This is a genomic window from Brevirhabdus pacifica (assembly GCF_002797755.1).
Taxonomy (GTDB): Bacteria; Pseudomonadota; Alphaproteobacteria; order Rhodobacterales; family Rhodobacteraceae; genus Brevirhabdus; species Brevirhabdus pacifica.
On record NZ_PGFI01000014.1, the window covers coordinates 40,948 to 54,777 of the forward strand.

Consider the following 13,830-nt stretch of genomic DNA (forward strand, 5'->3'; position numbering starts at 1 on the left):
AGGCCGTTACATGGCATCCGCAGCAGAGCAAATGGCAGCGAACATGAGCTGGGGGGCCTTCGGAAAGGCTACCGAGCTGAAGCAGCGCATCCTCTTCACGCTGGCTCTTCTCATTGTCTATCGCCTCGGCACCTACATTCCCGTCCCCGGCATCGACGGCACGGCCCTGCGCCAGTTCGTGCAGGAAGCCGCAACCGGCCTGGGCGGCATCCTCAACATGTTCACCGGCGGCGCCATCGGCCGTATGGGCATCTTTGCCCTGGGGATCATGCCCTACATCTCGGCCTCGATCATCGTGCAGCTTCTGACCGCGATGGTCCCCTCGCTTGAGCAGCTCAAGAAAGAGGGTGAGCAGGGCCGCAAGAAGATCAACCAGTATACCCGCTACGGCACCGTCTTTCTGGCCACGTTCCAGGCATACGGTCTGGCCGCCAGCCTCGAGGCCGGCGACCTGGCGACCGATCCAGGCCTCTATTTCAAGGCATCCGCCGTCATCACGCTTGTGGGCGGCACGATGTTCCTGATGTGGCTGGGCGAACAGATCACCTCGCGCGGGATCGGCAACGGCATCTCGCTGATCATCTTCGTCGGCATCATCGCCGAAGTCCCCGCCGCCCTGGCACAGTTCTTCGCCTCGGGCCGCTCGGGCGCGCTGAGCCCCGCGGTGATCGTGGGCGTCATCATCATGGTGATCCTGACCATCGCCTTCGTGGTGTTCATGGAACGCGCCCTGCGCAAGATCCACATCCAGTATCCGCGCCGTCAGGTGGGGATGAAGGTCTATGACGGCGGCTCGTCGCACCTGCCGATCAAGGTCAACCCGGCCGGCGTGATCCCCGCGATCTTCGCCAGCTCGCTGCTGCTGCTGCCGACCACGATCAGCACCTTCTCGGGCAGCCAGACCGGCCCGGTGATGTCGACCATCCTGGCCTACTTCGGCCCCGGACAGCCGCTCTACCTGCTGTTCTTCGCCGCCATGGTGATCTTCTTCACCTTCTTCTACACCGCCAACGTCGCGTTCAAGACCGACGACGTGGCCGAGAACCTGAAGAACCAGAACGGCTTTATCCCGGGGATCCGACCCGGCAAGCGCACCGAGGAATACCTGGATTACGTGGTCAACCGCATCCTGGTCCTGGGCGCAGGCTACTTGACCCTGGTGACGCTGCTGCCCGAGATCCTGCGCAGCCAGCTGGCGATCCCGTTCTACTTCGGCGGCACCTCGGTTCTGATCGTGGTCTCGGTGACGATGGACACGATCCAGCAGGTCCAGAGCCATCTTCTGGCGCATCAGTACGAGGGCCTGATCGAAAAATCTCAACTGCGCGGCAAGCGTCGCGGCAAGAAGGGGACAGCTAGACGATGAACATCATTCTTCTCGGCCCGCCGGGCGCAGGCAAAGGCACGCAAGCGCGGATCCTGGTGGAAGAGAGGGGGATGATCCAGCTCTCGACCGGCGACATGCTTCGCGAAGCCAAAAGCAGCGGCACCGAAATGGGCAACCTGGTTGCCGACGTCATGGCCCGCGGCCAGCTTGTCACAGACGAGATCGTCATCGGCCTAATCGAGGAGAAGCTGAACGCCGAGTCCGGCGGCGGCTTCATCTTCGACGGCTTCCCCCGCACCCTGGCCCAGGCCGATGCCCTGGGCGAGCTGCTGGAGCGCAAGGGACAGAAGCTGGACGCGGTGATCGAGATGCGCGTCGATGACGTGGCGCTGGTGCGCCGCATCACCGGCCGCTTCACCTGCGGCAATTGCGGCGAAGTCTATCACGACGATACCAAGCCCACCGCCAAGGAAGGCGTCTGCGATGTCTGCGGCTCGACCGATCTGCAGCGCCGTGCCGACGACAACGAGGAAAGCCTGCGCCAGCGGTTGATGGAATACTACAAGAAGACCTCGCCGCTGATCGGCTACTACCATGCCAAGGGCAGCCTGCGGGCGGTCGACGGCCTGGGCGAGATCGACGCCGTCGCCAACGAGATTCGCGGCATCCTCGACCGCGGCTGAGCCACTTTGCGATCCGGGGTAGGGGCGTTTTGCCCCGCCCCCGGAACCGGCGGCTTGACGCTGGTTCCAAAAACCAATAAGTCACCCCATCCCTAACGGGATCAGGCTTGTTTTGCTGAGTGTCCGCACCGGCGAATCGCCCTTCTTCAGATATGACGCGGCCCACCGGCATTCCGGACCGGGCCGCCGTTGTGAAAAAAGGTTCCGGCACTACGGAATCGCAACGAAAAGGAAAGTGACACGTGGCACGTATTGCTGGCGTCAACATCCCGACCGGGAAACGCGTCCCCATCGCCCTCACCTACATCACCGGTATCGGCAACACCTCGGCCCGCGCAATCTGCGACGCCGTGGGTATCGAACCGACCCGCCGCGTCAACGAGCTGAGCGACGCCGAAGTGCTTCAGATCCGCGAGCACATCGACGCCAACTTCACCGTTGAAGGCGACCTGCGCCGCGAAGTGCAGATGAACGTCAAGCGTCTGATGGACCTGGGCGCCTACCGCGGCCTGCGTCATCGTCGCAACCTGCCCGTGCGCGGCCAGCGCACCCACACCAACGCCCGCACCCGCAAGGGCCCGGCGAAGCCGATCGCCGGCAAGAAGAAATAAGGGAGGGCAAGCACAATGGCACGAGATCGTCGTCAAACGAAGCGCAAGGTTTCCAAGAACATCGCCACCGGCGTTGCGCATGTGAACTCTTCGTTCAACAACACCAAGATCCTCATCTCCGACGTTCAGGGCAACGCGATCGCGTGGTCCTCGGCCGGCACGATGGGTTTCAAGGGCAGCCGTAAATCCACCCCCTATGCCGCCCAGATGGCCGCAGAGGACGTGGGCAAGAAGGCCCAGGAACACGGCGTCAAGACGCTGGAAGTCGAAGTGCAGGGCCCCGGTTCGGGCCGCGAGAGCGCCCTGCGCGCTCTGGCCGCTGCCGGCTTCAACATCACGGCCATCCGTGATGTGACCCCGATCGCCCACAACGGCGTGCGCCCCCCCAAGCGGCGCCGCGTCTGATCTAATTTCTACCGCTCGGGCCGCGTTTTCGGAACGCGGCCCGAGTGCGTCTTTTTGAAACCTCGGGCGTTCCCGGAACCGGATCCCACCGGGAACAAGGATGGAGGCGACATATGATCCACAAGAACTGGCAAGAGCTGATCAAACCGACCCAGCTTGACGTCAAACCCGGCAACGACCCCTCGCGCGAAGCGACCGTCGTGGCCGAACCGCTGGAGCGTGGCTTCGGCCTGACCATGGGCAACGCCCTGCGCCGGGTGCTGATGAGCTCGCTTCAGGGTGCCGCCATCACCAGCGTCCAGATCGACAACGTGCTGCACGAATTCTCGTCCATCTCTGGTGTTCGCGAAGACGTGACCGACGTGGTCCTGAACCTCAAGGGCGTCGCCGTCCGCATGGAGGTCGAAGGCCCCAAGCGTCTGTCGGTCAATGCCAAGGGCCCCGGTGTCGTCACTGCCGGTGACATCGCCGAGACCGCCGGCATCGAGATCCTGAACAAGGATCACGTGATCTGCCACCTCGACGAGGGTGCCGATCTGTTCATGGAACTGACGGTCAACACCGGCAAGGGCTATGTCAGCGCGGACAAGAACCGCCCCGAGGACGCCCCTATCGGCCTGATTCCGATCGACGCGATCTACTCGCCCGTGAAGAAGGTCAGCTATGACGTGCAGCCCACCCGCGAGGGCCAAGTGCTGGACTATGACAAGCTGACGCTCAAGCTGGTGACCGACGGCTCGATCACCCCCGACGACGCCGTGGCCTATGCCGCGCGCATCCTGCAGGACCAGCTGTCGGTCTTCGTCAACTTCGACGAGCCCGAGGCCGCCCGCAGCCAGGACGACGAGGACGATCTGGAGTTCAACCCGCTTCTGCTGAAGAAGGTGGACGAGCTGGAACTGTCGGTGCGTTCGGCAAACTGCCTGAAGAACGACAACATCGTCTACATCGGCGACCTGATCCAGAAGACCGAAGCCGAGATGCTCCGCACCCCGAACTTCGGCCGCAAGTCGCTGAACGAGATCAAGGAAGTGCTGTCCGGGATGGGTCTCCACCTGGGCATGGATATCGTGGACTGGCCGCCCGACAACATCGAGGAACTGGCCAAGAAATACGAAGACCACCTCTGAGATTGACAAGATGGGGGGCGGTCGCCTAGACGGCCCCCCGAAGACCACGACCGAAGACCAAGACAATGCCCGGTCCAGCCGGGGAACATCAGGGCACAAGCCCCAAGGAGAGCGGACCCAGGACCAGGGACCGCCGGACAAAGCAAAACACGTTAACGGAGAAGACCCATGCGTCACGCACGAGGCTACCGCCGCCTGAACCGCACCCATGAACACCGCAAGGCGCTGTTCGCGAACATGGCCGGCTCGCTCATCGAACATGAGCAGATCAAGACCACCCTGCCCAAGGCGAAGGAACTTCGCCGCATCGTCGAAAAGCTCATCACTCTGGGCAAGCGCGGCGATCTGCACGCCCGCCGCCAGGCCGGTGCACAGCTGAAGCAGGACGAATATGTCGCCAAGCTGTTCGACGTGCTCGGCCCCCGCTACGCCGAGCGTCAGGGCGGCTATGTCCGCGTCCTGAAGGCCGGCTTCCGCTATGGTGACATGGCGCCGATGGCGATCATCGAATTCGTCGACCGCGATGTCGACGCCAAGGGCGCCGGCGACCGCGCCCGCCTTGAGGCCGAGGAAGCCGCCGAATAAGGCAGCCCCGCCCATCCCATTACGGACGGCCCTCGCCATAGGCGGGGGCCGTTTGCGTTTCACCTTTCCCTGACAGGGCCGGACCCCTAGATTTCCCCCATGGCTGATCTTTTCGACACCCCCGCAGACGGATCGACCGACCGCGCACCTTCGGGCGCCGGACCGCGTCCGCTGGCCGACCGGCTGCGGCCGCGGCGTCTGGATGCGGTGATCGGGCAGGATCACGTTCTGGGCCCCGAGGGGCCTCTTGGCGTGATGCTGGCGTCGGGAAGCCTGTCGTCGCTGATCCTTTGGGGCCCGCCGGGGGTGGGCAAGACCACCATCGCCCGGCTGCTGGCCGACGAGACGGATCTGGCCTTCGTCCAGATCAGCGCGATCTTCACCGGCGTGCCAGAGCTGCGCAAGGTGTTCGAGGCCGCCCGCATTCGCCATGCCAACGGGCAGGGCACGTTGCTTTTCGTCGACGAGATCCACCGTTTCAACAAGGCCCAGCAGGACGGGTTTCTGCCGCATATGGAAGACGGCACCATTCTGCTGGTCGGTGCCACGACCGAGAACCCTTCGTTCGAGCTGAACGCGGCTTTGCTCAGCCGGGCGCAGGTGATGGTGCTGAACCGCCTGACGCCTCGGGACCTGGAGCGGCTGGCCCAGAGCGCCGAGAAGGAACTGGACCGCCCCCTGCCGCTGGACGGCCCGGCGCGCGAGGCGCTGCTGGAGATGGCCGACGGCGACGGCCGCGCATTGCTGAACCTGATCGAACAGGTGATGGCCTGGAAGGTGGCGGGGCCTTTGGACCGCGAGGGGCTGGCGACCCGGCTGATGCGCCGCGCGACCAAATACGACAAGTCGGGCGACGAGCATTACAACCTGATCTCGGCGCTGCACAAATCGGTGCGCGGCTCGGACCCCGATGCGGCCCTTTACTGGCTGGCGCGGATGATGAAGGGGGGTGAGGATCCGCGGTATCTTGCCCGCCGCATCACCCGCATGGCTGTCGAGGATATCGGCCTGGCCGATCCGCAGGCACAGGCGGTCTGCCTTCAGGCGTGGGAAACCTACGAGCGGCTCGGCTCTCCCGAGGGGGAATTGGCGCTGGGGCAGGCGATCGTCTATCTGGCGCTGGCGCCCAAGTCGAACGCGGGCTACGCGGCCTTCAAGAATGCGATGTCCGCCGCCACCAAGACCGGATCGGAACCGCCGCCCAAGCATATCCTGAACGCGCCCACCTCGCTGATGAAGGAACAGGGCTACGGTGAGGGCTATGCCTATGACCATGATGCCGAGGCCGGCTTTTCGGGGCAGAACTATTTCCCCGAGAGCATGAAGCGGGGCGTCTATTACACCCCGGTCGAACGCGGGTTCGAGCGCGAGTTGAAGCGGCGGCTGGATTACTTCGCCAAGCTCAGGGACAAGCGGCAGGGCGGTTGACAATCCCCCCGCCGCGCAAGAGGTAGGCGCGATGATCTGGACCTTGTTACAAGTTGCGACTGGCGGTGCCCTTGGGGCGGTGGCCCGGTATCTGACCGGCGTGGCGACCTTGCGTCTGGCGGGGCCCGGCTTTCCCTGGGGAACGCTTGCGGTGAATATCGCGGGCTCGTTCCTGATGGGGGTGCTGGTGGTCTGGCTGGCGGCCAAGGGCGGCAACCGCTTCAGCCCCTTCCTGATGACCGGGATCCTGGGCGGGTTCACGACCTTTTCCGCCTTCTCGCTGGATGCGCTGACGCTTTGGGAACGGGGCGACGTGCAGACGGCGCTGATCTATGTTGCGGCCTCGGTGATCCTGTCGCTGATGGCCATCGCCGGCGGGCTTGCCGCCGCACGAGGGGTATTTCTATGAGTGGTGTGCAGATCCTGACCGTCGGGACAGACGAGGCCGAGCAGCGGCTGGACCGCTGGATGCGGCGGATGTTCCCCCATGTCAGCCAGGGCCGGATCGAGAAGATGTGCCGCAAGGGCGACCTGCGGGTGGATGGCGGGCGGGTCAAGGCCTCGACCCGGATCGCGCCGGGGCAGGCGGTGCGCGTGCCGCCGCTGCCCGCCCCCGAAGAGATCACCGCCGGACCCAAGACCGACATCTCGGACGCCGACGCCGAGATGATCCGCGCCTGCGTGGTCTACCGCGACGACCACATCATCGCGCTGAACAAGCCGCCGGGCCTGCCGGTGCAGGGCGGGACGGGCCACAACCGCCATGTGGACAACCTGTCCGAGGCACTGCGCTTCGGCTATGACGAGAAGCCGCGTCTGGTGCACCGGATTGACAAGGACACCTCGGGGCTGCTGCTGCTGGCGCGGACCCAGGCCGTCGCAGGGGCCCTGACCTCGGCCTTCCGCAACCGGCTGACGCGCAAGATCTACTGGGCCGTGGTCGCCGGCGTGCCCCATCCCCGGATGGGCACCGTGCGCTATGGTCTGGTCAAGGCCCCCGGCCACGGTCGCCACGGCGAGGCCGAGAAGATGCAGTGCATCCACCCCAATCAGGTCGACAGCACCCCCGACGCCAAGCGGGCCACCACCGATTACGCGGTGCTGACGACGCTGGCCAAACGCGCCGCCTGGGTCGCGCTGGTGCCGGTCACCGGCCGCACCCACCAGCTGCGCGCCCATATGGCCGAACTGGGGCATCCCATCGTGGGCGACGGCAAGTACGGCGGCTCGGGGCAGGAGAACCTGGGCGACGGCTGGGGCGCGCAGCTGGGCGGCGACATCAGCCGCAAGCTGCACCTGCACGCCCGGTCGCTGACCCTGAAACATCCCGTCACGGGCGCCATGCTGAACCTGAACGCCCCCCTGCCGGAGCATATGACACGCACGTGGAAGACCGTCGGCTGGGATATTCGCGACGTGCCTGCCGATCCCTTCGCGGAGGAAGAATGAGCCGCCTGCGCCTTGTCATCTTCGATGTGGACGGCACGCTGATCGACAGCCAGACCCACATCATCGGGGCCATGCGCCGCGCCTTCGACAGCGCCGGGCGCATCTGTCCCGACGACGAGCGGATCCGCTCGATCGTGGGGCTGTCCCTGCCCGAGGCGATGGCAGAGCTTGACCCCGATTGCGACCCTCACGCCCTGGCCGAGGCCTATCGCGCCTCGTTCGTGGCGGTGCGCGAGGCCGGGCAGGAGGATGTGCTTTCGCCCCTCTACCCCGGCGCGCGGGCGGCGCTGGACCTGTTGTCGCAGGACGCGGCCTGCCTGCTGGGCGTGGCCACCGGCAAGTCCCGGCGCGGGCTGACCCGGGTGTTCGAGGCGCATAGCCTGGGCGACTACTTCATCACCTCGCAGGTGGCCGACGATCACCCGTCCAAGCCGCACCCCTCGATGATCGAGGCCGCCCTGCGCGAGACGGGGGCCGCGCCCGAGGACACGGTGATCGTGGGCGACACGAGTTTCGACATGGACATGGGGCGCGCCGCCGGCGTCCGCCGCATCGGCGTCAGCTGGGGCTATCACCCGGCCGAACGCCTGCGCGGGGCAGGGGCCGAGCATGTGCTGCCCGGTTTCGGCGACCTGGCGGCGGCGCTGGACGAGATCTGGAGCGAGAGATGAGCGATTGGGCCCCCAAGCGGTTCTGGAAGGACGCCACAGTCACACCGGTCGAGGACAGGACCGGGTTCGAGGTGCTGCTGGACGGGCGCGGGGTGCGCACGCCGCTCAAGCGCCGGCTGGTACTGCCAACCGAACCCATGGCAGAGGCCGTGGCGGGCGAATGGGCCGAACAGACCGACCAGATCAATCCCAACACGATGCCGGTGACACGCTCGGCCAACGCGGCGATCGACAAGGTAGCCGACCAGCACCCCGAGGTCGCGAACATGGTGGCCGACTACGGCGACTCCGATCTGCTGTGCTATCGCGCCGAAGCGCCCGATGCCCTGGCCCACCGCCAGGCCGAGGGCTGGGATCCGGTCCTGGACTGGGCCCGGGAGGAGCTGGGCGCCGTGCTGCGCCCGGTCAACGGCATCATGCACCGCCCTCAGGATCCCGAGGCGCTGAGCCGGCTGCGGCACGAGGTTCACGCCTTTGATCCGTTCCGCCTGACGGCGTTGCACGACCTGGTGGCCATGAGCGGATCTCTGATCATCGGCCTCGCCGCCAGCAGAAATGCCTTCCCTCTCGACGACCTCTGGCGGTTGTCGCGAATCGATGAGGAATGGCAGATCGAACAGTGGGGCCGCGACGATGAGGCCGAGCAGAATGCCGAAATCAAACGACGCGCATTTCACCATGCGCACCGTTTCTTCGCGCTTAGTGAAACTTCCTGACAGGCTTCACAATTGGCGGTTGTCGGCTTTAATTTCGTTCATGGCTAAGTATCGGATCGAAAAGTGGAAAATGGCGCCGTTATTTTCAGCATTCATATTGTGAACGCTGCGATAGGCTTCCAGCGCCCTTGACCTTCTGGTCGAATGTTGGCCACACTCCCAGCGTTGAGTGACTGAGAATTCCTCACGGTATCGCCTTGGCTTCCCGCAAGCGGGGGCCAAAATTCTGCCAATCGCGCAGAAAATCAGGAAGAGGTAGAAATGAAAAAAACTGTTGTTTTTGGCACGTTCGTCGCAATGGGCCTGGCCGCCGGTGCTGGTGCAGCCGCCGCCGGGACCCTGGATGACGTCAAGACCCGCGGCAAGCTGAACTGCGGCGTGGCGACTGGCGTCCCCGGTTTTGCGTCGCCCGATGCCAACGGTGAATGGCAGGGCTTTGACGTTGCGGTTTGCCGCGCTGTCGCTGCTGCCGTTCTCAACGATCCCGCCGCCGTCGAATTCGTGCCCACCACCGGCAAGACGCGTTTCACCGCGCTCGCCTCGGGCGAGATCGACATGCTGGCCCGGAACACCACCTGGACCTTCAGCCGCGACGTCGACCTCAAGTTCGACTTCGTGGGCGTCAACTACTACGACGGTCAGGGCTTCCTGATCCCCAAGGAAATGGGCGTGACCTCGGCGCGTGATCTGAACGGCGCGACCGTGTGCATCCAGACCGGTACCACCACCGAGCTGAACCTGGCCGACTTCTTCCGCATCAACAACATCGAGTACGAACCCGTGCCGATCGAGACCAACGCGGAAGCCCAGCAGCAGTACATCGCAGGCGCCTGCGACGTGTACACCACCGACGCTTCGGGCCTGGCCGCTTCGCGCGCCACCTTCGAGGATCCCGCTGCTCACGTCGTCCTGCCCGAGATCATCTCGAAAGAGCCCCTCGGCCCGCTCGTTCGCCACGGCGACAACGAATGGGGTGACGTGGTTCGCTGGACGCTGAACGCGCTGATCGCCGCCGAAGAGCTGGGCGTGACCTCGGCCAACGTCGCCGACATGGCTGCCGAAGCTGGCAACAACCCCGAGATCAACCGCATGCTCGGCACCGAGGGCAACCTGGGTGAGATGCTCGGCCTCGACGCCGACTGGGCCAAGCGCGCAATCGCGGTTGCCGGCAACTACGGCGAGATCTTCGAGAAGAACATCGGTGAGAACACCCCGATCGGTCTGGCGCGTGGTCTGAACGCCCAGTGGACCGAAGGTGGTCTGATGTATGCACCGCCGTTCCGGTAAGCAGATCCAGGCGGGGGGCGCGGGGAAATCCGCGCCCTTCGTCCGTTTGAGTTTCAATGATAACGGACGGCGATGCCCCTTCTCGGGGGCCGACCGTCCGAGTTTGGGATTACGGGGGGGTCTTCAATGACCATAGTAACCGACCCGCCGAAGGAGTCGTTCCGACTCGGCATGCTGATCTACGACAGCCGCTATCGTTCCCTGACGATCCAGGCGGTGGCTCTTATCGGCTTCATGCTTCTGGCTGCCTGGCTTATCAGCAACGCGGCGCAGAACCTGGCGGCCCTGGGCAAGCCTATCGGCTTCGACTATCTGGCAGATCCGGCTGGTTACGACATCAACCAGCGGCTTATCGAATACACGTCCCGCTCGACCCACCTGCGGGCGGCGTTCGTCGGCCTGCTGAACACGCTGCTTGTCGCGGTCCTGGGCTGTGCCCTGGCGACGGTGCTGGGCGTGATCATCGGCGTGCTGCGCCTGTCGCGCAACTGGATCGTCTCGCGCCTGATGGCGATCTATGTCGAGGCCTTCCGCAACGTGCCGGTCCTGCTGTGGATCGTGTTCTTCATGGCCGTCCTGATCGAGACGCTGCCCTCGCCCCGAGCCTTCCGCGGCGATGACCCCACGGCGTCGATGCTGTTAAACGACACGGTCGCGATCACCAACCGCGGCGTCTACATCCCCGAGCCGCTGTTCACCCGTTCGCTGGGCGACATCTCGGTTTTCGGGGCCTTCGGAATTTCAATCGACCTTCTGGTCCTGCTGGCAGTCCTGGCCGCCGGTCTCTGGGCCGCCCATCGCGTCGCCGTCCGCGCCGACGCCATCCAGGAGGCGACGGGCGACCGTCCGACGACCTGGTGGCAGCGGCTTCTCCTGATCGTGGGGCCGGTCCTGGTCACGCTGATCGCTCTTGGCTTCCACCTCGGTTATTCCGAGCTGAAGGGCTTCAACTTCCAGGGTGGCATCCACCTGCGCAACTCGCTGATCGCGCTTTGGCTGGCCCTCTCGCTCTATACCGCGGCCTTCATCGCCGAGATCGTCCGTTCGGGCATCCTGGCGGTCAGCCATGGCCAGACCGAGGCGGCCTATGCCCTGGGCCTCTCGCCCAACCGGACGATGAACCTGGTGATCCTGCCGCAGGCGATGCGCGTCATCATTCCGCCGCTGATCTCCCAGTATCTGAACCTGACCAAGAACTCGTCCCTGGCGATCGCGGTCGGCTACATGGACATCACCGGCACCCTTGGCGGCATCACCATGAACCAGACCGGGCGAGAGCTTGAATCGGTCCTGCTTCTGATGCTGGTCTATCTTGCCATCTCGCTGTCGATCTCGGCGGTGATGAACTGGTACAACAATCGCGTAAAACTGGTGGAGCGGTGACATGAGCGGAACGCATGCCGAAACCGTCCGCTACGTGCGTGACACCATGCTCCCCGAGCAGGCCCCGCCGCTGTCGGCGGCCGGGCCCATCGCCTGGGTGCGCACCAACCTGTTTGCGGGGTGGTTCAACACCATCATGACCCTGCTTTCGCTGGCGGTGATCTTCTTCACCCTGGTGGAGCTTGTGCCCTGGCTGGTGCAGTCCAGCTGGACCGCGACCTCGCTCAACGAGTGCCGGGCGCAGATCGTCGAGATGTATGGCGAAGGCACCACCGGCGCCTGCTGGGCCGTCATCCGCGAGCGTTACCTGCAGCTGATCTACGGCTTCTACCCGTCCGAGCTTTACTGGCGGCCGTCGCTGGCCTTCGTGCTGCTGATCTTCGCCGTCGCGCCGATCCTGTTCGAGCGGGTGCCGCGCGCGCTGCTGTACCTGACGGTCATCTATCCCTTCCTCGGCGCCTGGCTGATGTGGGGCGGCACCGTCTGGCTTCCGATCGGTGCGTTCATGGGCTTCGTCTTCGCCTACCTGACGATCCGTTTCGTCGGAACGCGGGCGGGGGCCATCGTGGCCGCCATCGCGGCCGTGGTCGTGGCGATCGTCTGGTGGCTGTTCCTGATGGGCCCCGTCGTGCAGGAGTTCGAGCAATCGATCCCCCTGGCGCTGGAGCCGGTGGAAAGCCGGGCCTTCGGTGGCTTCATGCTGTCGATCCTGATCGGCGTCACCGCCATCGCCGGATCTCTGCCACTGGGCATCCTGCTGGCGCTTGGCCGACAGTCGGACCTGTTCATCGTCAAGTCGCTCTGCGTCGGCTTCATCGAGTTCATCCGCGGCGTGCCGCTGATCACGCTGCTGTTCGTGGCCTCGGTCCTGCTGAACGTGTTCCTGCCGCCGGGCACGAATTTCGACATCATCCTGCGGGTCATGATCATGGTCACGCTCTTCGCCGCGGCCTACATGGCCGAGGTGGTGCGCGGGGGGCTCGCGGCCCTGCCCAAGGGTCAGTACGAGGCCGCCGATGCGCTGGGTCTTGATTACTGGAAGGCGCAGCGGCTGATCATCATGCCGCAGGCGCTGAAGATCTCGATCCCCGGCATCGTCAGCACCTTCATCGGCGTGTTCAAGGACACGACGCTGGTGTCGATCATCGGTCTTCTGGACCCGCTGGGCCTGTCGAACGCCATCCGCTCGGACACCGCCTGGAACGGTGTGGTGTGGGAGCTCTACGGCTTCATCGCCCTGATGTTCTTCATCTTCTGTTTCTCGATGTCCCGCTACTCGATGTATCTGGAGCGCAAGCTTCAGACCGGCCACCGTTAAGGAGTTCCGCATGTCTGAACTTTCCACCAACCCGACCGGCGCCGCCGGAACCGCCGATCCGACCCACCTCACCGACCAGGTGGCGATCCAGATCACCAACATGAACAAGTGGTACGGGGCGTTCCACGTCCTGCGCGACATCAACCTGACCGTGCGCGAGGGCGAGCGGATCGTCATCGCCGGGCCCTCGGGCTCGGGCAAGTCGACGCTGATCCGCTGCATCAACCGGCTGGAAGAGCATCAGTCGGGCCAGATCGTGGTGGACGGGATCGAGCTGACCTCGGATCTCAAGAACATCGACAAGATCCGGCGCGAGGTCGGGATGGTGTTCCAGCACTTCAACCTGTTCCCGCACCTGACCATCCTCGAGAACTGCACCCTGGCGCCCATCTGGGTGCGCAAGGTTCCTCGCCGCGAGGCCGAGGAAACCGCGATGCACTTCCTCGAGAAGGTCAAGATCCCCGAGCAGGCCAACAAGTACCCCGGTCAGCTTTCGGGCGGTCAGCAGCAGCGGGTGGCCATCGCGCGCTCGCTCTGCATGAAGCCGCGGATCATGCTCTTCGACGAGCCGACCTCGGCCCTCGACCCCGAGATGATCAAGGAGGTGCTGGACACCATGATCGAGCTGGCGCACGACGGCATGACCATGCTCTGCGTCACCCACGAGATGGGCTTTGCCCGTCAGGTCGCCGACCGGGTGATCTTCATGGACCAGGGCCAGATCGTCGAGCAGAACGAGCCCGAGGAATTCTTCAACAACCCGCAGTCCGAGCGGACGAAGCTGTTCCTCAGCCAGATCCTGGGTCACTGATCCATATAGTGCCCGCGCGTCCGACC

Annotated in this window: 15 protein-coding genes; all 15 read left to right on the forward strand. The window is 64.7% G+C overall.

Going from position 1 to position 13,830, the window contains the following annotated elements:
* Positions 1–10 precede the first annotated feature (10 nt).
* The 15 genes from secY (at position 11) to CLV77_RS14050 (ending at position 13,804) form a co-directional block, all read left to right on the forward strand.
* The gene (secY, locus tag CLV77_RS13980; protein ID WP_076980176.1) at positions 11–1,366 is read left to right on the forward strand and encodes a preprotein translocase subunit SecY; all 1,356 of its coding nucleotides are present in this window, start codon (positions 11–13) and stop codon (positions 1,364–1,366) included.
* Positions 1,363–2,010 carry an adenylate kinase gene (locus CLV77_RS13985; protein ID WP_076980177.1) on the forward strand — a complete coding sequence of 216 codons (648 nt, stop codon included), beginning with the start codon at positions 1,363–1,365 and terminating at the stop codon, positions 2,008–2,010. Before secY ends, CLV77_RS13985 begins: the two co-directional genes overlap by 4 nt.
* 242 nt (positions 2,011–2,252) lie before the next feature.
* Positions 2,253–2,621, forward strand: coding sequence for a 30S ribosomal protein S13 (gene rpsM / locus CLV77_RS13990; protein ID WP_076980178.1), 369 nt, complete (start codon positions 2,253–2,255; stop codon positions 2,619–2,621).
* A gap of 15 nt (positions 2,622–2,636) precedes the next feature.
* Complete coding sequence (gene rpsK / locus CLV77_RS13995) at positions 2,637–3,026, forward strand: 30S ribosomal protein S11 (RefSeq protein WP_076980179.1); 390 nt, start codon at positions 2,637–2,639, stop codon at positions 3,024–3,026.
* A 113-nt stretch (positions 3,027–3,139) separates the two neighbouring features.
* Complete coding sequence (locus tag CLV77_RS14000; protein ID WP_076980180.1) at positions 3,140–4,156, forward strand: DNA-directed RNA polymerase subunit alpha; 1,017 nt, start codon at positions 3,140–3,142, stop codon at positions 4,154–4,156.
* A gap of 168 nt (positions 4,157–4,324) precedes the next feature.
* Positions 4,325–4,741 carry a 50S ribosomal protein L17 gene (gene rplQ, locus CLV77_RS14005; protein ID WP_076980181.1) on the forward strand — a complete coding sequence of 139 codons (417 nt, stop codon included), beginning with the start codon at positions 4,325–4,327 and terminating at the stop codon, positions 4,739–4,741.
* Positions 4,742–4,840: 99 nt separating this feature from the next.
* The gene (locus tag CLV77_RS14010) at positions 4,841–6,169 is read left to right on the forward strand and encodes a replication-associated recombination protein A (protein ID WP_076980182.1); all 1,329 of its coding nucleotides are present in this window, start codon (positions 4,841–4,843) and stop codon (positions 6,167–6,169) included.
* A gap of 31 nt (positions 6,170–6,200) precedes the next feature.
* Entirely contained in the window at positions 6,201–6,578 is a 378-nt protein-coding gene (gene crcB, locus CLV77_RS14015; protein WP_076980183.1) for a fluoride efflux transporter CrcB, read from the forward strand.
* Positions 6,575–7,618 carry an RluA family pseudouridine synthase gene (locus tag CLV77_RS14020; protein ID WP_076980184.1) on the forward strand — a complete coding sequence of 348 codons (1,044 nt, stop codon included), beginning with the start codon at positions 6,575–6,577 and terminating at the stop codon, positions 7,616–7,618. The genes crcB and CLV77_RS14020 overlap by 4 nt, the downstream gene beginning before the upstream one ends.
* The gene (locus CLV77_RS14025; RefSeq protein WP_076980185.1) at positions 7,615–8,289 is read left to right on the forward strand and encodes an HAD-IA family hydrolase; all 675 of its coding nucleotides are present in this window, start codon (positions 7,615–7,617) and stop codon (positions 8,287–8,289) included. The genes CLV77_RS14020 and CLV77_RS14025 overlap by 4 nt, the downstream gene beginning before the upstream one ends.
* Positions 8,286–9,005, forward strand: coding sequence for an ATP12 family chaperone protein (locus CLV77_RS14030; RefSeq protein WP_076980186.1), 720 nt, complete (start codon positions 8,286–8,288; stop codon positions 9,003–9,005). The genes CLV77_RS14025 and CLV77_RS14030 overlap by 4 nt, the downstream gene beginning before the upstream one ends.
* Before the next feature lie 261 nt (positions 9,006–9,266).
* Entirely contained in the window at positions 9,267–10,292 is a 1,026-nt protein-coding gene (locus CLV77_RS14035; RefSeq protein ID WP_076980187.1) for an amino acid ABC transporter substrate-binding protein, read from the forward strand.
* A 126-nt stretch (positions 10,293–10,418) separates the two neighbouring features.
* Positions 10,419–11,675 (forward strand): amino acid ABC transporter permease, encoded by a 1,257-nt coding sequence (locus tag CLV77_RS14040; RefSeq protein WP_076980188.1) that lies wholly within the window; start codon positions 10,419–10,421, stop codon positions 11,673–11,675.
* Between the two features lies 1 nt (position 11,676).
* Positions 11,677–12,993, forward strand: a complete 1,317-nt coding sequence (locus CLV77_RS14045; RefSeq protein WP_076980189.1) for an amino acid ABC transporter permease — start codon at positions 11,677–11,679, stop codon at positions 12,991–12,993.
* Positions 12,994–13,093: 100 nt separating this feature from the next.
* Positions 13,094–13,804, forward strand: coding sequence for an amino acid ABC transporter ATP-binding protein (locus CLV77_RS14050; RefSeq protein WP_198764196.1), 711 nt, complete (start codon positions 13,094–13,096; stop codon positions 13,802–13,804).
* The last annotated feature ends 26 nt before the right edge of the window (positions 13,805–13,830 follow it).